Genomic DNA, 24,803 nt, shown 5'->3' with positions numbered 1-24,803 from the left:
GACCATCATAGAGCTAGCGAAAACATCGGGAGTACAGTTGGCGAGATGATAGCGATAGAGAAAGTAGCGGAACTTGCAGTAAATGCTGTAAATAACAACGCACTATCTGGTTTAGGGTAGAAGATAGAAAATAAAATAGCGGGAAGCGTTACTCCAGCTTTAAATTCTAATAACGGGATATTACTAAGTGCTTACAGTCTTTTAGAGCAGGACGATAACAAGAGAACATAACGCCATTCGTGATTCCCTGAGCCATAATATGGGCAAGATTGCAGCAACTGCGGTAATGCACTTTATTAACCGCAAGGTCACCTAAGTATTTTAAACTGGGTCTCGCTACAAATGAACTAGGATGACAGAGTGGAATTAATCCATGCAACAACACCAATGCTACACGGACATGACAATAAGGTCTTTTTAAGAGTGGTGTAAAACAAAACTACCTTTTTTAGGTAATTCCATTATATTTTGTAAAGAACTATAAGTTTTTGCTAAAAAATAATATATACTTAGCTTTATATAAAAAGTGAAAGTCAATTGTCACCTTTTATATTCAACTTCTTAAGCCGAATAGCAGATCATACAATAATTCGCTATTCGTGTTAATTAACTATTATCTTTTTTCTTGGAGGAATATAGATTGTTTCATCTTCAGCATACGAAATCTTTTCTAAAAGCCCGATAAAACGGTTGTTATTAGGTACTAACTTTACTATCGCCCATCCCTCTTCTATTGATTTCTTTATGCGTTCTATATCAGATTTATGCTCCGAAAAAGATATAACTTTTTGTGCTGGGTTTTGCATATTGATAAATCAATTATAGTGAACCAACATTATAGTAAATATTTTTAATAAATCAACTACATATTTATTATTTGCTAAATATAAATAAAATGATTACTATATATTATGTCTTGTCTACTTATATCCTAATAAATAGTTCAATTAAAAAATTAAAAGTTGTACGATAATTTTTTATTTTAAACATATATGTCACTTATTAACTTTATTTAATTTAAACTGTATAATTTAATTATGTCAAATGATAATTTACAACCGCCTGCTCTTTCTAAAAAGCAATTATTTGCTTTTTTTGGTATGGTTGTCGGCATGTTTATGTCGGTACTTGATATTCAAATTGTCGTTAGCTCATTACCCCTAATAGCTGCCGGTCTTGCCGCTTCAAGCGATGAACTTTCTTGGGTTCAAACATCGTACTTAATAGCCGAAGTTATCATTATTCCTATTACCGGCTTTTTAGCAAGGTTACTTGCTACTAGAATTTCTTATTTTATTGCAGCTTTAGGGTTTACGGTTATGAGCGTATTATGTTCGCTTGCAACTAATATTGAATCCATGATTATCTTTAGAACATTACAAGGCTTTTTTGGCGGTGCTATGATACCAACGGTCTTTAGTACTGTTTTTATACTTTTTCCTGCATCGCAACGTCCTATCGTTACTATCTTAATTGGACTTGTCGTAACTGTTGCCCCTACTTTAGGACCTACACTCGGTGGATATATTACGGAGATTTTATCATGGCATTTTATATTTTTATTAAACGTCATACCCGGTATTTTCGTATGCACGGTAGTTTTTTTATATGGGGATTTTGATAAACCAAATTATAAATTACTGAAAAATTTTGATTTTCTCGGTATATTATTAATGGCTTTAACGCTCGGCTTATTACAGTATGTGTTAGAAGAAGGAAACAAAAAAGGTTGGCTTGAGGATAATTTAATACTATTCTTAAGTATTGCAGTAGTTTTAGGTTTTATTTTATTAATTATTAGAGAACTAACCTTTATTAATCCAATTTTAGACTTAAAAACATTTCTTTATAAAGACTTTACTTTTGGTTGCCTTTATTCGTTCGTTATGGGTATCGGATTATACGGGGTAGTATATATATTACCGCTATTTCTCTTTACTATTGCCGGATATAATACATTACAAATCGGGGCTACTATGATGGTGACGGGCGGAGCACAATTTTTATCTGCACCACTCGCCGTTAGAATGTTAAGGCTAGGGATAGATTTACGCCTGATGCTTATTATAGGGCTTGGAGGGTTTGCTCTTGGATGTCATTTAAATAGTTTTCTAACGCCTGATTCTAAATTTGCTGCATTTGTGCTTCCTCAATTTGTTAGAGGGCTTTCATTAATGTTTTGTTTTATACCGACTAATAATATAGCTCTTGGTAATATGCCGAAAGAAAGAATAGGCAACGCTAGCGGGCTTTATAATCTTACTCGTAATTTAGGAGGAGCGGTAGGGCTTGCAATAATCAGTACTATACTTACTAATGATACTAAAACCTTTATGCAATATTTATCGGAAAATATCTCGTCTACTTCTATAATGGCATTAGAACAACTAGATTCTTATACTGAATTATTAAGCAGAAAAGTTTTGAATCCCGAAAAAGCATCATATTTGTTATTAGCAAACAAATTAAATCATGATGCTTTTGTAATTGCAATAAATAATATATTTAATATGATAGGGTTGTTATTTGTATTTATAATGCTGCTAATACCTTTTACTTCAAAAATCAAATTAACCGAAAATGTTAATGCTCACTAAAATTAAATTTATATTATATTTTCCCTGGTTATTATTAGAAATATGGGAATCGGCTTTCGCAGTTATTAAAATAATTTGGCAAAGAAAGATAGGAATAGAGCCGGTTTTTGAATGGGTTGACGCAGAAGGGCTAGAAGAAATAGGCGAAATGATGTATGGTAATTCGATTACTCTAACTCCAGGTACAGTAGCACTTGATATAAATAATAATATGTTATTAGTGCATGCACTCAATAAATCATCGATTACCAACCTACAAAGAGGTATAATGATTACAAAAATTAAGCAGATATTCAAAACAACTTGAAGCAGAAAATGATATCAGATATAAACGCTCTAAAGTATAAAAAAGTTTTACTTAAAGTGTCAGGGGAAGCTTTAATGGGAGATAAGCAATTTGGGCATGAATATAACGTAATAAAAAAGATTGCCAGCGATATTAAAGAAGTTATCGATTTAGGAGTAGAAGTCGCTATTGTAGTCGGCGGTGGAAATATTTACCGCGGGATTAATGCAGCACTTGTCGGTATGGACCGAGCTTCAGCGGATTATATAGGTATGCTTGCAACGATGATTAATGCTTTAACTTTACAAAACGTTATGGAAAGCCTCAATATCTATACAAGAGTTCTATCGGCTATTCCTATGATGAGCGTGTGCGAGCCTTATATTCGCCGCAAAGCTAAAAGACATATGGAAAAAAAGCGTGTAGTAATTTTTGCCGGCGGTACGGGTAACCCGTTTTGTACAACCGATAGTGCCGCAGTACTTCGTGCAATCGAAATGAATTGCGATATTTTATTAAAAGCAACTCAGGTTAACGGTGTATATGATTCCGACCCTAAAAAAAATCCGGATGCTAAAAAATATTTCACTATTAGCTATAAAGATGTTATAACTAATAACCTGCAAGTCATGGATACGGCAGCTATTGCAGTTGCAAGAGAAAATAAATTACCTATAAGGGTATTTTCGATAAAAGAACAGGGCAATTTTGCTAGAGTAATACAAGATAAAGGGGAATATACAACAATTGAGGAATAATATATTGTAGTGTGAATTGTTGTATGATTTTTATGTCATTCCAGCATAGGTGTTGTTGCGTAGGGATCAAATCGTCATTGCAAGCAGCCATAGGCTGCGTGGTAATCTAGAAAAAATAATAAAATTCTGTAACTCAGAATTTTTACTAGATTGCTTCGTCAAAACTTATAGTTTTTCCTTGCAATGACGGCAAAACCAATCTACACAGGAATGACATCGGGGGCATTTCCTAATACACATAAAACAATGTCTCAATTCGTGTACTAATAATAATATATGGATAAATCAAGATGAATAAAGAGCATTTAAAGAAAAACTTACAAGAAAAAATGGAGAAAGCTCTAAAAGTTTTAGATCATGAGCTTAAAGGGCTACGTACCGGTAGAGCTTCAGTTAATTTACTTGATAGCGTAACCGTGGAAGCTTATGGGAGTAAAATGCCACTTTCACAAGTTGCTTCTCTATCCACCCCTGATGCACGAACAATTAACGTGCAGGTTTGGGATAAATCTATGGTATCATCGGTAGAGAAAGGAATTACGATAGCAAATCTTGGCTTAACTCCTGCAACGGATGGTCAATTAATCAGACTACCGATACCGGCTTTAACTGAAGAAAGACGTAAAGAACTGGTAAAGCTTGCTCATAAATACGGTGAAGATGCTAAAATTGCATTACGTAATATTAGAAGAGATGGCAATGAAGAACTTAAAAAGCTAGAAAAGGATAACGTTATCGCAAAAGATGAGCATCATAGCTTATCTGAACAAGTACAAAAGCTAACCGATGATTATAGTAGTAAAGTTGACTCGGTAATAAAACAAAAAGAACAAGAAATAATGACTGTTTGATTTTCTATGTCATTCCTGCTTTAGATTTGTTGCGTGGACCGGTAAAATCCACTGTGTCAACTTGTGGCTTGACCACGGGGTCCATAAAAACAATAAAAAATACTAATAATGTTAGTATTTTTAACTGGATCCCGCAATCAAGTTGCGGGATAACAGCGGGGGAATTGATCTACGCAACAATACCTTACGAGGAGCGAAGCGATGTGGCAATCCAGAAAAATCGATCCAGGCAACAATGCCAAGCGAGCATGACATAAATTGAATCTATACTCAAAATAAAATGACAAAATTAGTTAGAGATTTAATTCCAGAAATTATTTTAAAATCAGGCAGAATACCAGTTACTCATATTGCTGAATCATATGAGTATAAAGAATTATTAAAAAATAAACTACTAGAAGCAGTAGAGGAATTTTTACAAGATGAGTATATGGAGAAGTTGCCGATATATTGAAGTACTTGAAACAATCTGTAATAGAACCTTGTATCACAGGCTGTATCCAGGATCTAGCTCACAAGTCGCAGGATGACAGAAATACCGTTAACACATAGGCAAGCCTTCATGGAAATAACATCAGATTATACCATTCAAAATAATAAAACTATGATAACAAAAGCAAAAGCACAGAAAATAGCAAAATTAGCTAGATTAAAATTTGAAGAAGATATTGTAGAAAAATTTTCTACTCAGCTTAGTACTATTATGGATATGATCGATATTTTAAATGAAATAGATTGCAAAGATATAGAGCCTTTAACTTCAGTTTCTAATATGAATGCTAGAATGCGAGAGGACGCCGTTACAAGTTCTGATTTATCAAGTGAGTTATTTGATAATGTAAGTGGAAATAGTGCTCCGCTGGCTAAAGAAGTAAAGTATTTTATTACTCCAAAGGTTGTTGAATAATTATGACAGAACTAAACAAATTAACAGTAGCAGACAGTATAAAAGGTCTAAAAAATAAAGATTTTACAAGTACGGAATTAATATGTGCACATATTAAACAAATAGAGAAGCATAGAAACCTAAATGCTTATGTTACCGAAACTTTTGACTTAGCTTTAAAACAGGCTGAAGCAGCCGATCAAAATTATGCTCGAAATAACGCAAGAACCCTTGAGGGTATCCCGTTTGCCGCTAAAGATCTTTTCTGCACGAAAGGAATTAGAACTACGGCATGTTCTAATATACTAAAAAATTTTATACCTAATTATGAATCAAGTGTTACACAAAATATTTTTGATAAGGGCGGTGTGATGCTCGGCAAAACCAATATGGATGAGTTTGCTATGGGTTCAGCAAATATCACTAGTTGTTTTGGAAATGTAATTAGCCCTTGGAAAGCAAATGATGATAATGCTGACTTAGTTCCAGGTGGTTCTTCAGGCGGTTCAGCTACGGCAGTTAGCGGATTTATGGCATCTGCTGCTCTTGGTAGCGATACAGGCGGCTCGGTACGTCAACCTGCAAGCTTTACAGGTTTAGTCGGTTTTAAACCAACATATGGTCGTTGCTCAAGATACGGAATGATATCGTTTGCTAGCTCCCTTGATCAAGCAGGAATATTTACTAGAAGCGTTTTAGACAGTAGCATTATGCTTGAAGCGATGATGGGGTTTGACGAAAAAGATTCTACTTCGATTAAAGAAGAAGTTCCAGAGCTACAATCCGCTATCGGAAGTTCTATGAAAAATATGAAGATAGGCGTGCCTCTTAGCCTTAGTGAGGGCAGCATTATTGAACCTGATATTATGAAAATGTGGCAAGATACCATAGAACTACTTAAAAACGCCGGTGCTGAAATAGTTGATATTACTTTGCCGCATGCTAAATACAGTGTTGCTGTTTATTACGTAATAGCACCGGCTGAAGCTTCTTCAAATTTATCTAGATATGACGGTGTTAGATACGGTCTTCGCGTAGAACGTGAAAATATGACACTTGACGAAATGTATGAAATGACTAGATCAGCCGGATTTGGGGAAGAAGTAAAACGTCGTATTATGATTGGAACATATGTGCTATCATCTAGTGGTATGGATACATATTATCTAAAAGCTCAAAAAGTACGTCGTTTAGTTGCAAACGATTTTAATAATGCTTTTGCAAAAGTTGATGCCATTTTATTACCGGCTGCCCCGACTGCAGCTTTTAAAATTGGTGAAAAACAAAATGATCCGACTATTATGTATTTAAACGATTTATTTACTATTCCTGCAAGTTTAGCCGGTTTACCTTGTGCATCAGTTCCTGCTGGATTATCGGCACGCGGTTTACCTCTTGGGATACAGATTATAGGTAAACAATTAGACGAATATAATGTTTTGAAAGTAGCATCGACAATTGAGTCAGGTGTAAAACATATTAAATTTGAGCCAAAGGGTTTTTAATTATGGTATATATTGAAGGTAATACGGGGAAATGGGAATATGTAATAGGGCTTGAAATCCATGCTCAAATTTCCTCAAAATCTAAGCTTTTTTCAGGAAGTAGTACTATTTTTGCAGCAAGTCCAAATTCGCAGGTTGCCTATGTTGATGCAGCAATGCCCGGGATGTTACCGGTATTAAATAAGCATTGTGTACACCAAGCAATTAAAACAGGACTTGGGCTTAAAGCTAAAATAAATAAATATTCAGTATTTGATCGTAAAAATTATTTTTATGCCGATCTACCGCAAGGGTACCAAATTTCACAATTTTACTATCCTATAGTACAAAACGGCACTATGGAAATATCGACTAGTACCGGCGGTCTTAAAACTATTCGTATTAACCGTTTGCATTTAGAGCAAGATGCAGGTAAATCTATGCATGATCAATCACCACATTACAGCTTTATCGATTTGAATCGTGCCGGTATTGGGCTTATGGAAATTGTGACCGAACCTGATATATCATCACCGGAAGAAGCAGCTGAATTTGTAAAAAAGCTAAGAAATTTGTTACGTTATATTGGCAGCTGTGACGGTGATATGGAAAAAGGCTCGATGCGTTGTGATGCTAATATTTCAGTAAGACGTAGCGGCGAACCACTCGGTACAAGATGTGAAATTAAAAATATTAATTCAATTCGTAACATCATTAAAGCAATAGAATTTGAAGCCAAGAGACAAGTAGACTTGATTGAAAGCGGTAAAGAAATAATTCAAGAAACACGCCTATTTAATACCGATAGCGGCGAAACAAGAACTATGCGTTTAAAAGAAGAAGCACTTGATTATAGATATTTTCCTGATCCTGATTTATTACCGCTTGTTATTTCTGATGAGTTAATAAATGAGCTAAAAGCAAGTTTACCTGAGCTACCTGATCAAAAGATTGAAAAATATATGAAGGAATTTAGCTTAAGTAAATATGATGCCGAAGTAATAGTAGCCGATGAATCGGTTGCTGAGTATTTTGAGAAAGCAGCAAATGAATGTAACCCTATAATGCTTACTAATTGGCTAACTAGTGAATTGTTTGGCCAATTAAATAAAGCATCGATAAAAATAAATGAATGCAAAATTACCCCTAGTAACTTTGCAAAACTGGTAAAATTAATAGAAAATGATACTATTTCCGGTAAAATTGCAAAAACCGTTTTTGCCATTATGTTTGAAACTGGTAAAGCACCTGATAAAATAGTAGAAGAAAAAGGGCTTGTACAAGTTTCAGATAATAACGTGCTACACACGGTAATTGACAAGGTAATAGCTGAAAATCCTGAATCAGTAGAGGGTTATAAAAGTGGTAAGGATAAATTATTCGGTTTCCTTGTAGGGCAGGTCATGAAAAAAACCGGCGGTAAGGCTAATCCGAAGCTTGTGAATCAGATTTTAAAGGAGAAATTGAGTTCTTGATGCTATTCCTTTGAAGGTATTGCCCGCATGGATAGATTTTCCTGTCATTGCGAGCAACTATAGACTTTGTTGCATGGCTCGGTTTCATCGTCATTGCAAGCAGCCGTAGGCTAAGTGACAATCACGCCAAATATCCTGAGATTGCTTCGTCAATTACTACATAATTTTTCTCGCAATGACGATTTGATATCCGTACAACAAGGGCAATGCCTCGTAGGATGCAGAACATACTCAAACTTAAAACATTATTTTTATGAAATTTCTGAAAATATTTTTACTATCTTGCTTACTAGTTTCTTGTGAAAAAAAAGAAACGGAAAAAACTTTAATAGTTGGTACTGCTGCAGATAATCCTCCTTATGAATTTATCCAAAACGGAGAGATTGTTGGAATCGATATTGATATTATCAAAGCAATAAGCGAACGTCTAAATAAAAAAGTTATCATAAAAAACTTCGACTTTAACGGTTTACTTGCAGCTTTGGTTAGTGAAAATATTGATGTTGCGGTGGCGGAGCTTTCTGTAACACCGGAGCGTGCCGAATATATCAGCTTTTCCGATAATTATGCTACTGCAAGATTTGCTATAATATATAGAACAGGCGATAATATACAAAATAGCAAAGATCTAGAAAATAAAATAGTAGGGGTACAGCTCGGTAGTGTTTTAGAAAAAAAAGCACACGATCTATCACAGACGATAAATATTAAAGTTCATTCTTTAGCAAATCATTTAATGTTGGTTGAAGAATTAAAAGCTAGAGTCATAGATGCTATTATTTCTGAGGAATTTCAAGGCAAAAAATTAAAAGAAAATAATTCAAATTTAGAAAGCAGTATTTTAGAAGAATTTTCATCCGATTTTGCTATAGGCATGTCTAAAAACTCAGGACTAATTAATGAAATTAATGAGGCAATCGATTCATTAAAAAAAGACGGAACCATTAACAAAATTATGAAAAAATGGCTGGGACAGTAACAGAAAGTCAATTTAAAGATGCTATGAGCCGATTCCCTAAGGGAGTAACTATTATAACAACAAATTACAATAACGAACTTTTTGGCTTTACTGCTAGTTCTCTTACTTCCGTATCTTTAAAACCGCCATTAATATTATTTTGCCTTAATAAAAACTCTTTTAGTATAAACAGTTTTCAAAAAAGCGATAGGTTTGCAATTAGTATTTTAGCAGAGAATCAAATTGATATCTCAAAACATTTTGCTAAATCACAATCTAATAAATTTACAAAAATTGATTATGAGCTTGGCAACAAAACTGATTGCCCTTTAATAAACGGTGCAACTTATCATATAGAGTGTAATAAATATGCTTCTTACGATGCCGGTGATCATGTTATATTTATCGGTGAAGTAATAAATACCGCTATTAAAAATGATTTAAAGCCTCTATTATATTTTCATAAATCGTATACAAAGATTTAATTTTGGTTATTTTTTGCTGCAAATTATAAGATTTTTTGAAATATAAGTAACTATTCCAGCAAAAATCTTATTAATTTTCGCTAGAAGTACCTCAAAATAGCTAATCAATTAAAAATATTCACAGAACCTAGTTTATTAATTTGAAAAATTGGCATCGTCTAATAAGATCTGTGGTTCGAACTATATTATAAGTATCCAAGGACTTTAGACGCCTTGCTATTATCCAAATTAAACTTCGTCTACTTACTATTCATTTATTAGGAGTATACATTGCCAATATGTTAAATATCGGTCTTAGTGGTTCTACCGGTAAAATGGGAGAAACCATTCTAGAGAGAATAGATAAATTTAAAGATTGCAAAATTGCAGCAAAATTTAATAGTACTAATAATTTAGATGATTTAGATGATTTTTGTAAAAATTCTGATGTGATCATCGATTTTTCTACCCCTGAAATATTAGAAAAATTAATTAATTATGCATTAAAACATAATACAAAATTAGTAATCGGCACCACAGGTCTCCAACCTCAACATTTTAAGCTTTTAGAAAAAGCAGCTCAAACTTTACCTGTTTTATATTCTGCAAATATGAGTATAGGAGCGAATTTGCTTAGCTATCTAGCTAAAGAAGTAACAAAAATACTAGATGATTATGATGTTGAAATTCTAGAAACGCATCACCGTAATAAAAAAGATTCACCCTCAGGAACTGCTGTTATGCTTGCTAAAACAATTGCAAGCAAAAAAGGATTAAATATAACATTTAATCGTGGTAATAGACTAAGAAGCGAAAAAGAAATAGGTATTTCCTCGCTCCGTGGTGGAAATGTTCACGGTATACATGAAATATCTTTCCTAGGTGACGATGAAATAATCACCTTAAAACACGAAGCTCTGAATAAAAATTCTTTTTCTATTGGTGCAATTAAAGCCGCTATTTGGCTACAAGATAAACCTTCTGCTTTATATTCAATGCAAGATATTTATAAAATATAATTAATATAGCTTGAAAAAATACCTTTAAGAGGCTATATTTTATTATGTAAATAACATAAAGGTTACTTATGATCGATTATACAAAAACTCTAACTGCCACCTCAAAAAATAAAACTTTTGATGAAGGCTTAAGAAAATATATGCTTAAAGTATATAATTATATGACTTTAGCACTTTTACTAACCGGTGTAGCAGCCGTAACGACTATATCAGTTGAGCCTATTTATAATTTAATGTTTCAAACAGGTTTCGGTACTATTATAATGTTTGCTCCGCTCGGTATTGCTTTATATTTCTTTATGGGCTTCGGACGAATGAACCTGCAAACAGCACAAATATTATTTTGGGTTTATGCCGGTTTAACCGGTATGTCGCTTGCATATTTAGCTCTTATTTATACCGGTGCATCAATAGCTCGTACTTTCTTTATTTGCTCTTCCGTTTTTGGAGCAATGAGTTTATACGGTTATAGTACAAGTAGAGATTTAACATCTATGGGTTCATTTTTTGCAATGGGTCTTATAGGTCTTATCATTACTTCATTAGTCAACTTGTTTCTAAAAAGTTCGGCTCTTTCTTTTGCTACTTCTCTTATTGGAATAGTAATATTTATGGGATTAATTGCTTGGGATACTCAAAAGATTAAGTCTATGTATTACATGGCAGGGAATGATGAAGTAGGGCAAAAGCTTTCTATTATGGCAGCCTTTACTTTATATTTAGATTTTATAAATCTTTTCCTACATTTAATAAGATTTTTAGGCAATAGAAGAGATTAATTGGTATCATTTTTGTAAAGTCATGATTTTATTTCATTGCTTCGGTTTTTTCCTTGTTATGTCATGATCAAATCTATAGTACTGAATAGTTTTTAAAAAGACCTCGATGTTATATCCCCGCAAAAGCGGGGACTTTGTTGCACGACTTGGAAATTTATTCAATGTCATTCCTACGTGGTATTGTTGCGTAGTTTCCTCACCATGATGAGGATTTTGACCCACGTAACAACATTTTTTCACTATTAGTTAATATTAATCCGGTTATTTTTATGTCTTAAAGAGAAAACTCAACAGAAATTATTATTACACGAGCAGCTTTTTAAAACCCTGGAAACTAACGATACAGAATTGAATGCAAGAATATTGAGAACCTGCGAAGGCATTGCCGAATCTGTTATTACCCTTTCTAATGATCAATCTCCTACTGCTGAAAGCCTATATATTAGCTATATAGCCCTAGCCGGTTTAAATACTAACGATTTAGTTAAAGTTACAACAATAATAAAAAACTCGTTTCCAGGAGATAAAAACAAGGGATTAAGGGAAATAATTGATGCATCTCTTTTACAACATTTAGTTGTTGCAGAGGTCATTAAACAACAGGTTGAATCAGATAATGGCCGATATAACGCAGATTACAGGGAACTTAAAGAAATAAGGGATCCTAATGATCCTAAAAAGTAATTGATGCTATGCTACGTGATAAGGGGGTAGCACAACAAGCTGAGTTTGAGGGAACAGAAAAAAAGTAGCAGGCATCTCAGCCGGCTATATTGCTAAAGATAACGCCGGGAATACTTTTATTTTATAAAACTCATGCTGCATGCAAAAAATACAAGATAATCAGGCACCAAAACAGGCTATTACTGTACAAGAATTAATAGGCTCTACCATGGTATCAATTTTTATTACATGATCACGCACCAAAAGAAGGGCTAGTAACAGCGGATGAAAAACACCCTGATTCACTTTATGTACGTTCTAAGTTTTTTGATAATGCTGTAACACTAACAGAATCTTCCGGTTTATCAGGTCAAACTAGAGTCAGAGCTAATGATCAAAATTTAAAAAAGTTGGAAGAATTTGAAAAAGCCATAACTACTTGTCATATGCTGGGAGAAGTAGATTGTCATGCTAGTAATTTAATGGTACAGGATGGTAAAACAATAACCAAAATTGATTATGGTCGCTTTTTTTAGCATTTCATAAGAATTTTAGCAGTATAATTTAACTAATAGCTGCAATGCGTACATCCTAGTGTTGGCTACAATGCTACTATTAAAGCAGGTAATTTCTCATTTAGTATTGGTAAATATAGCGAATCGTTAAATAAAATGATAAGTCAATTTGATGAGAAACAGATGAAAGCAATAGTTGATCAAAAAATTGATGAATTAAAAAAACTGGGTTTGATCCAAAAAATATTGCGTTATCCACTAATATTAAAAATTTTGATGATTTAAGCAAACACTATAAAGGCACAACAATGGAGCAAAGAGTTGGATGGGAAATGGGAAGAAAAAGAAGTTGAGGTTAAGACAGATAAAGTAGAAGCACAAATTTCTGATCCTGCAAAATCAATGCGTATACAAGACAAATCTACAGGCGAAAAATTGGCATCACTAATTGTTGATTTTACAAAGCAGGCAACAACGAAAAACGTAACTGATAAAGCAGTAACAAAATTCTACGACAATATAATAAAAGCGCTAAAAAAAGAAAATTATCTTACCGAGCAAGATATTGATGGTATAAAAAAATTTAAAATATCAGGATAATATTGAAAACACGACCAACTTATTAAATGCTAAATCTTGCAAGTTAAATTCTAAAGATACTACATATTACAAAGTAGGAAATTTTTGTGAAAAGAGGGGTTTACCTAGTATCTCAAATTATTTTATAAAACAAATTTCTCCTGAGAATTTGAATAAAATTCATAATACAGAAAAACTTATAGCAGAAAGTATAAAAATTGGTAATGTACTACAACAGCAGAAGCAAGAAGGACTCGAAACAAAAAGAGTAGAAACAGTAAAAGGAATCGTATTCTCTAAATTACGAGCTAGGAAGGAAGACATCAACAAAGGTAAACATTGTTGAGTGTATGCCTTAAACGTCATTGCGAGCAATCACAGAGTCGTTGCATAGTCCTAATGTCATTTCTCTAACTAAAAGCGAGAATCCAGCACTTTTCGCTGTCATACCGTGGCTTGACCACGGTATCTAGAAAAAAATTTTAAAAAGACTAGATCCTGAGATCAAGTCACAGGATAAGATTAATAGTTACTAGCTCTCCGCTTTTAGCTCGAAATAACATACTACAGGCCAAATTGCGGTATGACATAATAACATACAACAACTATAAATTCTTATTCTTTTTCTGCATTTTTTCTAGCAGACGGTGAGAGCATAATGCTTAGCTCTTTTAGAGCTTTATCCTCTACATAGCTTGGGGCGTTCATTAGTAAATCTTCAGCCTGCTGGTTTAAAGGAAACGCAATTATTTCCCTTATATTTGTTGCTTCCGCAAGCAACATAACAATTCGGTCAATACCGGGAGCTATTCCACCATGTGGTGGAGCTCCAAACTTAAATGCTCTAATCATCCCTCCAAATCTCTTATCAACTTCCTCTTCACTATAACCTGCTATGGAAAATGCTTTATACATAATTTCCGGCTTATGGTTTCTAATAGCACCGCTAGACAGTTCAACACCGTTACAAACAATATCATATTGGTATGCGGTAAGTTCTAATAACTCTTCAGTGGTTTTAGCTTGCTCTAAAGCATCTATTCCACCCTGCGGCATAGAAAACGGATTATGGCTAAAATCAATTTTTCCTGTTTCTTCATTTAACTCATAGAATGGAAAATCGGTAATCCAGCAGAATTTAAAACAATCTTTTTCAAGTAAATCAAGCTCTTCACCAAGTCTTATTCTAACCTTACCAGCAAGTTTAGCAGCTTTCTCTTTCTTATCGCTAACGAAAAACACAGCATCACTGTTACTAATACTAGCTGTAGCTTTTAGACTCTCTAATTGCTGCGGGCTTAAGAATTTTACTACCGGTCCTTTGGCTTCACCGGTTTCACTAAACTGAATATAGCCAAGTCCACCTGCTCCTTCTGATATCGCAAACTCTATCATTTTATCGAAGAAACTACGAGGCAGTGCAGCTGCCTTAGGTGCAGGAATTGCACGAACTATGCTACCTTTTTTAATATTCTCTCTAAAGATTGTAAAATCGGAATCTCTAAATATCTCAGTTACATCAGCAACTATAATAGGGTTACGCAAATCAGGCTTATCAGAGCCGTATTTTAGCATAGATTCATTATATGGGATACAAACGAAAGGAGTCTCTGATACTTTCTTATCCGTGAATTTAGTGAATAAATCATACATCACAGGCTCAATAGTACTAAATACGTCTTCCTGTGTAACAAACGACATTTCTACATCTAGCTGATAAAACTCGCCAGGTGATCTATCGGCTCTTGCATCTTCATCCCGAAAACAAGGAGCAATTTGGAAATAACGATCAAAGCCTGACACCATCAATAACTGCTTGAATTGCTGAGGTGCTTGCGGTAATGCATAGAACTTACCCGGATGCATTCTACTTGGTACTAAAAAATCCCTAGCCCCCTCAGGTGAGCTTGCTGTTAAAATCGGAGTTTGAAACTCGGTAAAACCGCTTGCCATCATCAAATGACGAATATGAGAAATAATTTGTGAGCGGAGTATTATATTATTATGTAATTTCTCACGTCTAAGATCTAAAAAGCGATGTTTAAGCCTAGACTCTTCGGGAGCGTCTTTTTCGGTATTAATAACAAAAGGTAGAGTGTCCGCAGCTGACTCAACACTAAATTCTACAGCTAGCACTTCAACATGACCTGTCGGAAGCGTATTATTAATCGTGTCTTCTGATCTTGCTACAACTGTACCCCTTACCGTAATTACCGACTCATAACGCAAACGACTTGCATCCTCCATAAGCTGAGGGCTTTGATCGGTAAACACGATTTGAGTTATACCGTAATGATCACGTAAATCTATAAAAACTAGATTCCCATGATCTCTTCTTCTATGTACCCAACCGGATAGCTTAACTTCTTTTTCTACATCGGATATTTGTAATTCGTTACAATTATGAGTTCTGTATTTATGCATCTTTATTTTTTATTATACGATTTCCCTTATATTGTATACATAAAATTGCAAATTTTCACAAATAAAAACTAAAAATTTATCTTACCAAAGTTTTATCTTGATATTGCAGCAGCTTTTGGCTTTGATGGGTGTTGCTGATAATTTTGTTGTTGAGGTTTTACTTGATTTAACTCACCTTTAATCCATTCATATATTGCTTTCTTAGGATTTTTAATTATCTCTGCAACATTTTCGACTAGATTTATTATTCCTTTAACTAACGATAATACATCTTTTGCTATTTCACCTATAGAATTATTACCTGCTTGTAGTTTTTCTTGGTCTTGCTTAGACAAATTACTACGTATCCTATTCATTCTTGATTTAAGCTCATCTTGTTCTAGCTCTTCTTTTGTAAAATGTGACTTAAGTTTTCTATCAACAATTTTTTGTTCTTCCGGAGTTAAATTTTTATATTGATCAACAAGCTTATTAACTTTTTCTTGTTCTTCCGGTAGTTTTGAAATATTTTCAGCAATATTTGGCATTTGTTTCTCTTATAAAAGTTAAAACATATTAATTTTGTAGATTATATACATATTTTAACTTTATACAAGAAAAACTTTAATAGAAATTAACCTTTGAACGCAGCCTTAATACCTAGAAAGTCTAAAAAATTTCGTAATTCTTGACGTGCAAGCACATGTGAGCTATTAAATGCTCTATCATATTTTGCAGTTTTTAGATCAAGTAATGTTAGACCTTGTAAAAATAACTCCCTATATATTACACGTTCACTAAATCCTTCTGTGAGTTTAAAGTTAATTCTTTTAGCAAGTTTAGCTAATACATTTCCTACGCGTCTTTTATTTAATGCATCAAGATTACTTAAACGATTACGAAGTATTACCCAATCTATACTAATTCTATCACGACTAGCGCGTTCCATTTTCTGCTCCCAAATCATTTGACTATATATTGATGGGCTAATAATTTCATCCTTGCTATCGACTTTTGCTATTACGTCTAAATCTAGAAAGCTATCATTAATCGGTGTAATAATTGTATCGGCGTAAGAATGAACAACCTTTGATAAAGGAGTATGACTGCCTGGGGTATCAATCACTATATAATCGACATCCTGATTATTTTTGAGTATCTGCTCAAAACTCTTTGCTTGCTCTTCTACTTCACTTTCTGATATATGAAAATGTTTCGGTACTAATACAGATTTATCAGAATTGTGTTTATTATATAAATCTCGATTTTTTAAATAATTCGTTAACGAACTTTGACGTGAATCGGTATCTATACTTACTACCGAATAATTTTGATAAAGCAGAGCGATTATTAGATGCATAGAACAGGTAGTTTTACCTGCTCCGCCTTTCTCATTACCTATAACAAATATATAAGGTTTATTTATTGTGTTCATAATTATATTCAGAATAAACGAATAGTAAATAGACAAAGTTTAATGTCATTCTTAGCTCAGTATTGCCCATCCGGATAGTTTTTTCTATCATTGCGAGAAAATTACGTAAGTAAGTGACAAAGCAACCTCAGGATATTTGACGAAATTGCTATGCAGCCTACGGCTGCTTGCAATGACGACTCGGTATATCCATACAAGGCAATGCAAGAATAGTATTTAAGTATATTCTTTGATAAATTTCTCTAGTAATCTCACACCGTATCCTACTGCCCCCTTAGGACCGAGTGCTGAAGCTTTATTACTATTTGCAACGCCTGCTATATCTAAATGAGCCCAATCTACTCCACCTTTAATGAAACGTTTAATGAAATGTGCAGCTATGCAGCTTCCAGCAACTCTCGGTACGTTCCCGATATTTGCCATATCGGCTATGTCGGAGTTAATCATTGCATCGTACTCATCGTGCAGCGGCATTCTCCAAAGTTTTTCATTAACTTCTTCCCCTACTTTTATTAACTTATCAGCTAACTCATCATTATTGGAAAAACAACCAGCATATGTATTACCAAGTGCTATGGTTATTGCTCCTGTTAGAGTTGCAACGTCAATCACACATTTAGGCTTAAATTTTTCTTGTGCATACCAAATAGCATCAGCAAGTACTAAACGCCCTTCTGCATCGGTATTTAAAACTTCGACAGTTTGCCCTGACATGGTAGTTACTACATCTCCTGGACGCTGTGCATTACCAGACGGCATATTTTCGACAAGCCCTACAACACCAACTAGATTTATAGGTAATTTTTGACCGGCAACTGCAATGATGGTACCCACAACTGCTGCAGAACCTCCCATATCGTATCGCATTAAGTGCATATCACTTGACGGTTTTAATGAAATACCGCCTGTATCAAAAATTACTCCTTTACCGACCAAAGCAATAGTCGGGGCATCTTTACTGCCGCCTTGATATTCCATCACCACTAACTTTGACTCGTTTTGTGAACCTTGCCCCACACCAAGTAATGCTCCCATACCAAGGTTTTTCATCTCACGTTCACCGATAACATCAACATCTACCCCTAGCGGTTCAAGTATATCAACTATTCTTTCGGCATAAATTTGAGGAGTTTTAATATTTGACGGTTCATTACTTATATCTCTTGTAAAAAATACTGCTTCAGCAATTAATTTTTTGATTTCAAATAATTTTGCCGTTTCAGTGCTATTATCGGTAAAAATTTCAATTGACTCTACTGCGAACTTCTCTGCTTCTTTTAAGGTAGTTCTATATTTATCAAATCTGTAAGAAGCAAGAAACGCACCACTAGCAACTAAAGATGCAAATGTTTGAGATGTAAACTTGCTAATTCTATTTGTAAGTTTTAAGCCGATAGTAGAAATTTTACAACCGGTTGCATGCTGTAAGATTTTGCCACCTAACTCTTCAATTTTTGCTTCAGTTAATTTTTCTTCATTCCCAAGACCTGCTATTATCAAATATCTAATCTCGCCTGATTTAATGACGGATGGAATAACCTTGATCTGTCCATATTTACCGGTAAATTGCAGTTTATTCTGAATAGTTTTAGAAATTAATCCATGATGTTGTTGATCAAGTCCTATTAAATTACTATCAAGCTTTAACTGTTCATCAATAAAAACTACTAGGCCTTGATTAGTAGATGATTCTTCATTCACAAAGTTTATGTTAAGCATACTTACTCCTGATATTATTTTTGATTTTGGATCATTCTATTTATCTTGATAAAACTTTACAAGTATTATAATTAATTTAAAACAAAATCTCATTAAATAGCAATTGACAAATGTTAACGTTTTTTATATCTTACTGACGAATTAGTTAAATTTAAGTAATAATATGCCAGTATATGACATCACTTCTCATTTAATTAAGCAGAAGTATAAAGTAATTATATCATCATGTGAGTTAAACCAAAATATGGGCAAGATTTATAGTCTCACGCCTCATCCAATACGGTATACTTGCCTTAACTATTTAAAATTATTATCTCTACCTATATCGCTAACATTTTATATAGCAAAGCTTTGTTTTTCGGCTGATCCGGTATGGAAATGGATCGGAGTTAATATTTTGCGTGAGAAGATGGGTCAAGCAACAGCTAAAAAAATATTACACGGCTTACCTGACGAAGTAGAACCAGGTCAAAATATACCTAAAATTGTCGAGCATGTATTTAGACAATATGAAGAAAATCCTACATTAACCCCTTTGATTGAACCTACATTTATACAAAAATTTTTAGTAAAGGTCGATAAATATATTCCTACTGTGTCTAAAATAATAAAGTTTTGGAATGAAGGAGGAATTCACTATTCTGATGAAATACAAACAAAACGAGCATTAATTGACGTTATTTATAAACAAATTATTGCTAAAGCTTATGAGGTAGGTAAAAAAGGAGGAAAACTTGAAATAATAGATGTGATAGCACTTTTCCCAGAGGTAAGTTTTGAAGAAAAAGTCAATGCTGAACCAGAAAATCTTGAAACAGAGGAGGTGGAAGTAAGCGATGAAGAGTCTTTAATTTCTGAATTGCCTGTTAGACATCTTGCCAAACCAGTTTATAGAGAGGAATTTCAAAGAGATACGGAATGCAGTACTGCAGTGTATATAGACGACATACGTGAGGATGCAAGTACTGAATCGACGTCTAAATTACCTCTAGAAGCGCAGTTTGGAAAAATGTCTATTGATCAAAAGCACGAAGAAGCTACTATTACTACTAATGTAAATAATGGTATTAACCCATTAGTAAACTTACTCATGTTAAAAGCTTTACATGATGAAATTTGTCAAACAGTACTAAAAACTTATGTTGAACATTGTTTAGCAGAAGTTCAGATGTCTAAAAATCAAGAAATACTTAAAAACTTCCAACATGAAGATTCTTTTTTAGCATACAGTAATTACAATAATACGTATACCTTTGAACAACCAGTATCTTATTTAGGTCAAACCTACGAACATTTAACGGCACCGATTGCTTGTTATTAAAGCATCGTTTCTGCAAGCGGTAAATGAGAAAAAGCCTATAAAAATCAAGTTTTTATAGGCTTTTTTTGTCACTAATGTGTAGTAAGGTTCTTTTTCTGGATTCCCGCTTCTAGCTAGGAAGGCACTACCCCTGTCATTGCGAGAAAATTGCATAGCAATTGACGAAGCTAGCTCAGGAGGTTGTTATTATTTCATGAGATTGCCACCAGCATACATGCTGCCTCGTAATGATATTTTTTTTATAAACTATCTGCAACTTAGAAAAGAGCAAATGGTCTGTAAGTCGAGGAGCGGAGCGTATACTAATGTTCAGTATCCTAGGACTTACAAAGACAACAAATCTTTCAAATTCTATCTTTAGTATATTTATACATTCTCTTCATCAAGCTTTACGGCTGCTTTACGCATTTTATCCATAAAGTAACCGGTTCCAGCAGGTACTAATCGTCCAACTATCACGTTTTCTTTTAGTCCTCGCAACTTATCTACTTTACCGGCAATAGCTGCTTCAGTTAAAACTCTAGTAGTTTCTTGGAATGATGCTGCAGAGATAAACGATCTAGTTTGCAGAGAAGCTTTAGTAATACCTTGTAATATTAATTGTGCTTCAGCAGGTTTTAAACCATTTTTCATAGCTTTTTCATTTATCTCATCAAATTCATGTCTATCTATTTTTTCACCTACTAATAACGTAGTTCCACCTGAATCCGTAACCTCTACTTTTTGTAACATCTGACGGATAATAACTTCTATGTGCTTATCATCAATCTTTACACCTTGTAGACGATAAACGGCTTGCACCTCCTTAACAATATAATTTGCAAGAACCTCTACGCCCATTACTTTTAAAATATCTTGAAGTACCGGATTACCGTCAATCAATAAATCACCTTTTTTAACAAAGTCACCTTCGTTAACTACAACATGCTTGCCTTTTGGTACCATATACTCAATAGACATTGTTTCATCAATCGGATGTATAATAATACGTCTTTTAGATTTATAGTCCTTACCGAATTCTACTCTACCGTCAATTTCGGCAATCACCGCATGATCTTTAGGGCGCCTTGCTTCTACAAGCTCGGCAACTCTTGGTAAACCACCGGTAATATCTTTAGTAGTGGTTGATTCTTTCGGTATACGTGCAATGATATCACCTACCGATATTTGTACTCCGTCTTCTACGCTTAAAACTGCTCCAACCGGCAAGTAATACCTAGCTTCTAAACTGTTTGATAAGGTGATAACTTCACCTTTAGCATCTAAAAGCTGTATACGCGGGCGTAATTCTGCACCGCGTGAATATTGCTTTGATTCAATAATAACTTTACTCGGTATTCCGGTAGCTTCGTCAGTTACGTCACGAATAGAAATACCCTCAACCATATCTTTGAATAAAACTTTACCTGACTTCTCCGTGATAATCGGTATAGTATAAGGATCCCATTCTGCTAGTTTTTGAGTTTTAATCACCATATCACCGTCATCAACAAGTAATCTAGCACCGTATGGAATTTTATGACGAGCCTTTTCATTACCGTTATTATCAAGCAATAATAATTCACAATTTCGGCTCATAACAATTTTGCGTTCTTCGGAATTAATAACAACGTTACGACTTATAATTTTCACTTTTGCATCATAGGAAGCGTCTACGGAAGAAACCTCAGCACCTTTTGTTGCCGCACCTCCAATATGGAAAGTTCTCATTGTAAGCTGCGTACCTGGTTCACCGATAGATTGAGCAGCAATAACCCCGATTGCTTCCCCCTCCGATACTAATGTACCGGTAGCAAGATCCCTACCATAACATATGCTACATATACCGGTAGTACTTTCACAGGTTAATACGGATTTAATCATAATTCTGTCGAGTCCCGCCGACTCAATCTGCTCTAACTTTGCTTCATTAATAAGCTCGCCTTTATTGAGAATTAGATCATTAGTTACCGGATGAAATATATCAACAGCAGCAGTACGACCTAAAATCTTTTCAGCTAAAGGTACTATAACTTCTCCGCCTTCAATAAAACTCTTAACTTCAATTCCTTTATCAGTTCCACAATCTTTTTCAGTAATAATACAATCTTGTGCAACATCTACTAATTTTCTTGTTAAGTAACCTGAGCTTGCCGTTTTTAAAGCTGTATCTATTTGCCCTTTACGCATTCCATTAGCAGAATTAAAACACTCAAATTCAGTTAATCCTTCCTTAAAGTTAGAGATAATAGGAGTTTGTATAATTTGACCGTTTGATTTGGTCATTAAACCTCGCATACCGCCTAGCTGCTTAATTTGCTGGAAAGAACCTCTTGCTCCGGAAATAGCCATCATATATATAGCATTTATTTTCTGATGATTTGGAGCATCATTAACCGGCGGTGTAGCAATCTCTTTCATCATGTCGTTTGCTACTCTATCGGTACATCTGGACCAAGCATCGACTACTTTATTATATTTCTCTCCGTAAGTAATTAAACCATTTGAATATTGTTGTTCAAATTCTTTTATTTCAAGCTGAGTTTCGTTGATATGAGTACTCTTAGATTCCGGTACTACCATATCGTCCATTCCAAAAGAAATGCCTGAAGAACAAGCATATTTAAAACCTAGTTTCATTAGCTGATCGGCAAAAATTACCGTAGCTTTTTGACCACAGTGACGATAAACTAAATCTATAACTAATGATATGTCTTTTTTAGCTAGTTGTTTATTAATAAACTTGAATTCTATATTAGGGTTAGAAGGCAATAACTCACCGACCATTAACCTACCGTAAGTAGTATCAATGATAACAGGGACAATTTTACCTTCGGCATTTAACTGATTTCTGCGATATTTTATCTTTGTATGAATAGTTATAAATTTATTATACAAAGCATGTTCCATCTCAGCTAAATCTGAGAACATCATCCCTGTACCTACTTCATTATCAAATGCAAGGGTTAGATAATATAAACCAAGCACTATATCTTTATCCGGTACAATGATAGGACGACCGTTTGCGGGGCTTAAGATATTATTTGTAGACATCATAAATACCCTAGCTTCAAGCTGTGCTTCAATCGATAATGGGATATGTACTGCCATTTGATCACCATCAAAATCCGCATTGAATGCAGCACACACAAGCGGATGAAGCTGGATCGCTTTACCTTCAATTAATAGCGGTTCAAATGCTTGAATACCAAGCCTATGTAACGTCGGGGCCCTATTAAGTAAAACCGGATGCTCTCTAATTACCTCTTCAAGCACGTCCCACACTTCGGATTTTTCAGCTTCCACCATTCTTTTAGCGGCTTTAATAGTTGTAGCGATGCCGTACAACTCAAGCTTAGAATAAATAAACGGCTTAAACAACTCCAGAGCCATTTTTTTAGGTAAACCACACTGGTGAAGTTTAAGCTCAGGTCCTACCACGATAACCGAACGTCCTGAGTAGTCAACCCTCTTACCTAGCAAGTTCTGACGGAAACGCCCCTGCTTACCTTTAAGCATATCACTTAATGACTTAAATGGACGCTTATTAGCATTTTTTGCTGCTCTACCGCGACGACCGTTATCAAATAACGCATCCACCGCTTCTTGTAACATTCTTTTTTCGTTTCTGACTATTATATCAGGAGCTTTTGACTCTATTAATTTCTTTAAACGATTATTTCTATTAATTACTCTTCTATAAAGTTCATTTAAGTCTGAAGTAGCAAATCTTCCACCATCAAGCATAACAAGCGGTCTAATTTCAGGAGGAATAACCGGTAAAACATCCATAATCATCCATTCCGGCTTGTTTTCCGACTCTAAAAAATCCTCTACTAATTTTAAACGCTTTACTAATTTTTTCTTTTTGACTTCTGAAGAAGTGGTTTGTAATTCCTCGTATAATTCTTGCTTTAACTGTGAAAAATCAAGCTCTTTGAGCATTTGTTGTATTACTTCTGCACCTATAGAGGCAGTAAACGCATCTTCACCGTACTTATCTTTTGCTTTCTGTAATTCTTCCTCTGTTAAGAGTTCGCCTTTTTGTAAAATCGACAGCCCTGGATCAACTACTACATAATTTTCAAAATAAAGAATCTTTTCTACATCTCGCATTGTCATATCAAGAAGTGTACTAATTCTTGAAGGTAGCGACTTTAAAAACCAAATATGAGCAACGGGAGCTGCAAGTTCAATATGCCCCATTCTTTCACGTCTTACTCTAGAAACCGTAACTTCAACACCACATTTTTCACACGTAATTCCACGGTTTTTCATCCGCTTATATTTACCGCATAGACATTCATAATCTTTTACCGGACCAAAAATTCTTGCACAAAATAAACCATCTTTCTCAGGTTTAAAAGTTCGATAGTTAATTGTTTCAGGTTTTGTTACTTCACCGAAAGACCACGAACGTACCTGATCAGGACTTGCTATATTAATCCTTATCTGATCAAATTGTTGAGTATTACTTAATTGTCCGTAAAAATTTACTACGCTCATAAATACTTTTCCTTAAAAATTACTCGTATATACTTGGTGAATTTTAAAAATTGGCGTTGTCGCTCTACAAGTTCTGCGGTGCTCACGTATTAAGTATATGCTTCGCTCCTTGCCTTGTGACCTCCT

General features: G+C 34.4%; 22 protein-coding genes and 2 pseudogenes. 18 read left to right on the top strand and 6 right to left on the bottom strand.

Annotation, left to right across the window (positions count from 1 at the left end; translation table 11 throughout):
- The first annotated feature begins 45 nt into the window (after positions 1 to 45).
- Positions 46 to 231: pseudogene (locus tag QUD19_RS03275) on the top strand (hypothetical protein).
- Positions 232 to 602: 371 nt separating this feature from the next.
- Here QUD19_RS03275 and QUD19_RS03270 read toward each other — a convergent pair.
- Positions 603 to 806 (bottom strand): DUF2674 domain-containing protein, encoded by a 204-nt coding sequence (locus tag QUD19_RS03270; protein WP_498808627.1) that lies wholly within the window; start codon positions 804 to 806, stop codon positions 603 to 605.
- 231 nt (positions 807 to 1,037) lie between these two features.
- On the opposite strand from QUD19_RS03270, the gene QUD19_RS03265 reads away from it, so the two are divergent.
- From QUD19_RS03265 to QUD19_RS03190, 16 genes and pseudogenes are all read left to right on the top strand, one after another.
- Positions 1,038 to 2,597 (top strand): DHA2 family efflux MFS transporter permease subunit, encoded by a 1,560-nt coding sequence (locus QUD19_RS03265; protein WP_498808626.1) that lies wholly within the window; start codon positions 1,038 to 1,040, stop codon positions 2,595 to 2,597.
- Positions 2,581 to 2,904, top strand: a complete 324-nt coding sequence (locus tag QUD19_RS03260) for a monovalent cation/H+ antiporter subunit E (RefSeq protein WP_498808625.1) — start codon at positions 2,581 to 2,583, stop codon at positions 2,902 to 2,904. Before QUD19_RS03265 ends, QUD19_RS03260 begins: the two co-directional genes overlap by 17 nt.
- An 8-nt stretch (positions 2,905 to 2,912) precedes the next feature.
- Complete coding sequence (pyrH, locus tag QUD19_RS03255; protein WP_498808624.1) at positions 2,913 to 3,641, top strand: UMP kinase; 729 nt, start codon at positions 2,913 to 2,915, stop codon at positions 3,639 to 3,641.
- Positions 3,642 to 3,931: 290 nt separating this feature from the next.
- Entirely contained in the window at positions 3,932 to 4,492 is a 561-nt protein-coding gene (gene frr / locus QUD19_RS03250; RefSeq protein WP_498808623.1) for a ribosome recycling factor, read from the top strand.
- 280 nt (positions 4,493 to 4,772) lie between these two features.
- Positions 4,773 to 4,946, top strand: a complete 174-nt coding sequence (locus QUD19_RS03245) for a nucleoside triphosphate pyrophosphohydrolase family protein (RefSeq protein WP_498808622.1) — start codon at positions 4,773 to 4,775, stop codon at positions 4,944 to 4,946.
- A 150-nt stretch (positions 4,947 to 5,096) separates the two neighbouring features.
- Entirely contained in the window at positions 5,097 to 5,399 is a 303-nt protein-coding gene (gatC, locus tag QUD19_RS03240; protein ID WP_498808662.1) for an Asp-tRNA(Asn)/Glu-tRNA(Gln) amidotransferase subunit GatC, read from the top strand.
- Positions 5,400 to 5,401: 2 nt separating this feature from the next.
- Complete coding sequence (gatA, locus tag QUD19_RS03235) at positions 5,402 to 6,883, top strand: Asp-tRNA(Asn)/Glu-tRNA(Gln) amidotransferase subunit GatA (protein ID WP_498808620.1); 1,482 nt, start codon at positions 5,402 to 5,404, stop codon at positions 6,881 to 6,883.
- 2 nt (positions 6,884 to 6,885) lie between these two features.
- Positions 6,886 to 8,337 carry an Asp-tRNA(Asn)/Glu-tRNA(Gln) amidotransferase subunit GatB gene (gene gatB, locus QUD19_RS03230; protein ID WP_498808619.1) on the top strand — a complete coding sequence of 484 codons (1,452 nt, stop codon included), beginning with the start codon at positions 6,886 to 6,888 and terminating at the stop codon, positions 8,335 to 8,337.
- Positions 8,338 to 8,590: 253 nt separating this feature from the next.
- On the top strand, positions 8,591 to 9,316 hold the full coding sequence (locus tag QUD19_RS03225) for an ABC transporter substrate-binding protein (protein ID WP_498808618.1): 726 nt from the start codon (positions 8,591 to 8,593) through the stop codon (positions 9,314 to 9,316).
- Positions 9,301 to 9,780, top strand: a complete 480-nt coding sequence (locus tag QUD19_RS03220; protein ID WP_498808617.1) for a flavin reductase family protein — start codon at positions 9,301 to 9,303, stop codon at positions 9,778 to 9,780. The genes QUD19_RS03225 and QUD19_RS03220 overlap by 16 nt, the downstream gene beginning before the upstream one ends.
- A gap of 278 nt (positions 9,781 to 10,058) precedes the next feature.
- Positions 10,059 to 10,778, top strand: coding sequence for a 4-hydroxy-tetrahydrodipicolinate reductase (gene dapB / locus QUD19_RS03215; RefSeq protein ID WP_498808616.1), 720 nt, complete (start codon positions 10,059 to 10,061; stop codon positions 10,776 to 10,778).
- Positions 10,779 to 10,846: 68 nt separating this feature from the next.
- Positions 10,847 to 11,557 carry a Bax inhibitor-1/YccA family protein gene (locus tag QUD19_RS03210; protein WP_498808615.1) on the top strand — a complete coding sequence of 237 codons (711 nt, stop codon included), beginning with the start codon at positions 10,847 to 10,849 and terminating at the stop codon, positions 11,555 to 11,557.
- A 363-nt stretch (positions 11,558 to 11,920) separates the two neighbouring features.
- A complete protein-coding gene (locus tag QUD19_RS03205) occupies positions 11,921 to 12,241 on the top strand; it encodes a hypothetical protein (protein ID WP_498808614.1) in 321 nt (106 codons plus the stop codon).
- A 308-nt stretch (positions 12,242 to 12,549) separates the two neighbouring features.
- A pseudogene (locus tag QUD19_RS03200) lies at positions 12,550 to 13,020 on the top strand (T4SS effector phosphatidylinositol 3-Kinase RisK1); the annotation flags it as partial.
- Between the two features lie 36 nt (positions 13,021 to 13,056).
- A complete protein-coding gene (locus tag QUD19_RS03195; RefSeq protein ID WP_498808613.1) occupies positions 13,057 to 13,335 on the top strand; it encodes a hypothetical protein in 279 nt (92 codons plus the stop codon).
- 148 nt (positions 13,336 to 13,483) lie between these two features.
- Positions 13,484 to 13,660, top strand: a complete 177-nt coding sequence (locus QUD19_RS03190) for a hypothetical protein (protein ID WP_498808612.1) — start codon at positions 13,484 to 13,486, stop codon at positions 13,658 to 13,660.
- A gap of 269 nt (positions 13,661 to 13,929) precedes the next feature.
- Here QUD19_RS03190 and aspS read toward each other — a convergent pair whose 3' ends face one another.
- The 4 genes from aspS to QUD19_RS03170 all read right to left on the bottom strand — a co-directional run bounded on the left by aspS (position 13,930) and on the right by QUD19_RS03170 (position 18,871).
- Entirely contained in the window at positions 13,930 to 15,738 is a 1,809-nt protein-coding gene (aspS, locus tag QUD19_RS03185) for an aspartate--tRNA ligase (RefSeq protein ID WP_498808611.1), read from the bottom strand.
- A 92-nt stretch (positions 15,739 to 15,830) separates the two neighbouring features.
- Positions 15,831 to 16,265: a DUF3106 domain-containing protein gene (locus QUD19_RS03180; RefSeq protein ID WP_498808610.1), complete on the bottom strand. Its 435-nt coding sequence runs from the start codon at positions 16,263 to 16,265 to the stop codon at positions 15,831 to 15,833.
- A gap of 86 nt (positions 16,266 to 16,351) precedes the next feature.
- Complete coding sequence (locus tag QUD19_RS03175; RefSeq protein WP_498808609.1) at positions 16,352 to 17,152, bottom strand: division plane positioning ATPase MipZ; 801 nt, start codon at positions 17,150 to 17,152, stop codon at positions 16,352 to 16,354.
- A gap of 216 nt (positions 17,153 to 17,368) precedes the next feature.
- Positions 17,369 to 18,871 (bottom strand): leucyl aminopeptidase, encoded by a 1,503-nt coding sequence (locus QUD19_RS03170; protein WP_498808608.1) that lies wholly within the window; start codon positions 18,869 to 18,871, stop codon positions 17,369 to 17,371.
- 163 nt (positions 18,872 to 19,034) lie between these two features.
- On the opposite strand from QUD19_RS03170, the gene QUD19_RS03165 reads away from it, so the two are divergent.
- Positions 19,035 to 20,192, top strand: a complete 1,158-nt coding sequence (locus QUD19_RS03165; protein WP_498808607.1) for a palindromic element RPE1 domain-containing protein — start codon at positions 19,035 to 19,037, stop codon at positions 20,190 to 20,192.
- 366 nt (positions 20,193 to 20,558) lie between these two features.
- Here the strand turns inward: QUD19_RS03165 and rpoC are convergent, their stop codons facing one another.
- A complete protein-coding gene (gene rpoC / locus QUD19_RS03160) occupies positions 20,559 to 24,677 on the bottom strand; it encodes a DNA-directed RNA polymerase subunit beta' (protein WP_498808606.1) in 4,119 nt (1,372 codons plus the stop codon).
- Positions 24,678 to 24,803 lie beyond the last annotated feature (126 nt).

Source organism: Candidatus Rickettsia kotlanii (assembly GCA_030295365.1).
GTDB lineage: Bacteria > Pseudomonadota > Alphaproteobacteria > Rickettsiales > Rickettsiaceae > Rickettsia > Rickettsia kotlanii.
The sequence above is the reverse complement of the archived record's forward strand: the minus strand, read 5'-3'. Positions and strand labels throughout refer to the sequence as shown.

What these genes read in the sequence shown, in the direction of transcription:
- QUD19_RS03270 (WP_498808627.1), bottom strand. Translation starts at nt 806, where the DNA reads ATGCAAAACCCAGCACAAAAAGTTATATCTTTTTCGGAGCATAAATCT.
- QUD19_RS03265 (WP_498808626.1), top strand. Translation starts at nt 1,038, where the DNA reads ATGTCAAATGATAATTTACAACCGCCTGCTCTTTCTAAAAAGCAATTA.
- QUD19_RS03260 (WP_498808625.1), top strand. Translation starts at nt 2,581, where the DNA reads ATGTTAATGCTCACTAAAATTAAATTTATATTATATTTTCCCTGGTTA.
- pyrH (WP_498808624.1), top strand. Translation starts at nt 2,913, where the DNA reads ATGATATCAGATATAAACGCTCTAAAGTATAAAAAAGTTTTACTTAAA.
- frr (WP_498808623.1), top strand. Translation starts at nt 3,932, where the DNA reads ATGAATAAAGAGCATTTAAAGAAAAACTTACAAGAAAAAATGGAGAAA.
- QUD19_RS03245 (WP_498808622.1), top strand. Translation starts at nt 4,773, where the DNA reads ATGACAAAATTAGTTAGAGATTTAATTCCAGAAATTATTTTAAAATCA.
- gatC (WP_498808662.1), top strand. Translation starts at nt 5,097, where the DNA reads ATGATAACAAAAGCAAAAGCACAGAAAATAGCAAAATTAGCTAGATTA.
- gatA (WP_498808620.1), top strand. Translation starts at nt 5,402, where the DNA reads ATGACAGAACTAAACAAATTAACAGTAGCAGACAGTATAAAAGGTCTA.
- gatB (WP_498808619.1), top strand. Translation starts at nt 6,886, where the DNA reads ATGGTATATATTGAAGGTAATACGGGGAAATGGGAATATGTAATAGGG.
- QUD19_RS03225 (WP_498808618.1), top strand. Translation starts at nt 8,591, where the DNA reads ATGAAATTTCTGAAAATATTTTTACTATCTTGCTTACTAGTTTCTTGT.
- QUD19_RS03220 (WP_498808617.1), top strand. Translation starts at nt 9,301, where the DNA reads ATGGCTGGGACAGTAACAGAAAGTCAATTTAAAGATGCTATGAGCCGA.
- dapB (WP_498808616.1), top strand. Translation starts at nt 10,059, where the DNA reads ATGTTAAATATCGGTCTTAGTGGTTCTACCGGTAAAATGGGAGAAACC.
- QUD19_RS03210 (WP_498808615.1), top strand. Translation starts at nt 10,847, where the DNA reads ATGATCGATTATACAAAAACTCTAACTGCCACCTCAAAAAATAAAACT.
- aspS (WP_498808611.1), bottom strand. Translation starts at nt 15,738, where the DNA reads ATGCATAAATACAGAACTCATAATTGTAACGAATTACAAATATCCGAT.
- QUD19_RS03180 (WP_498808610.1), bottom strand. Translation starts at nt 16,265, where the DNA reads ATGCCAAATATTGCTGAAAATATTTCAAAACTACCGGAAGAACAAGAA.
- QUD19_RS03175 (WP_498808609.1), bottom strand. Translation starts at nt 17,152, where the DNA reads ATGAACACAATAAATAAACCTTATATATTTGTTATAGGTAATGAGAAA.
- QUD19_RS03170 (WP_498808608.1), bottom strand. Translation starts at nt 18,871, where the DNA reads ATGCTTAACATAAACTTTGTGAATGAAGAATCATCTACTAATCAAGGC.
- QUD19_RS03165 (WP_498808607.1), top strand. Translation starts at nt 19,035, where the DNA reads ATGCCAGTATATGACATCACTTCTCATTTAATTAAGCAGAAGTATAAA.
- rpoC (WP_498808606.1), bottom strand. Translation starts at nt 24,677, where the DNA reads ATGAGCGTAGTAAATTTTTACGGACAATTAAGTAATACTCAACAATTT.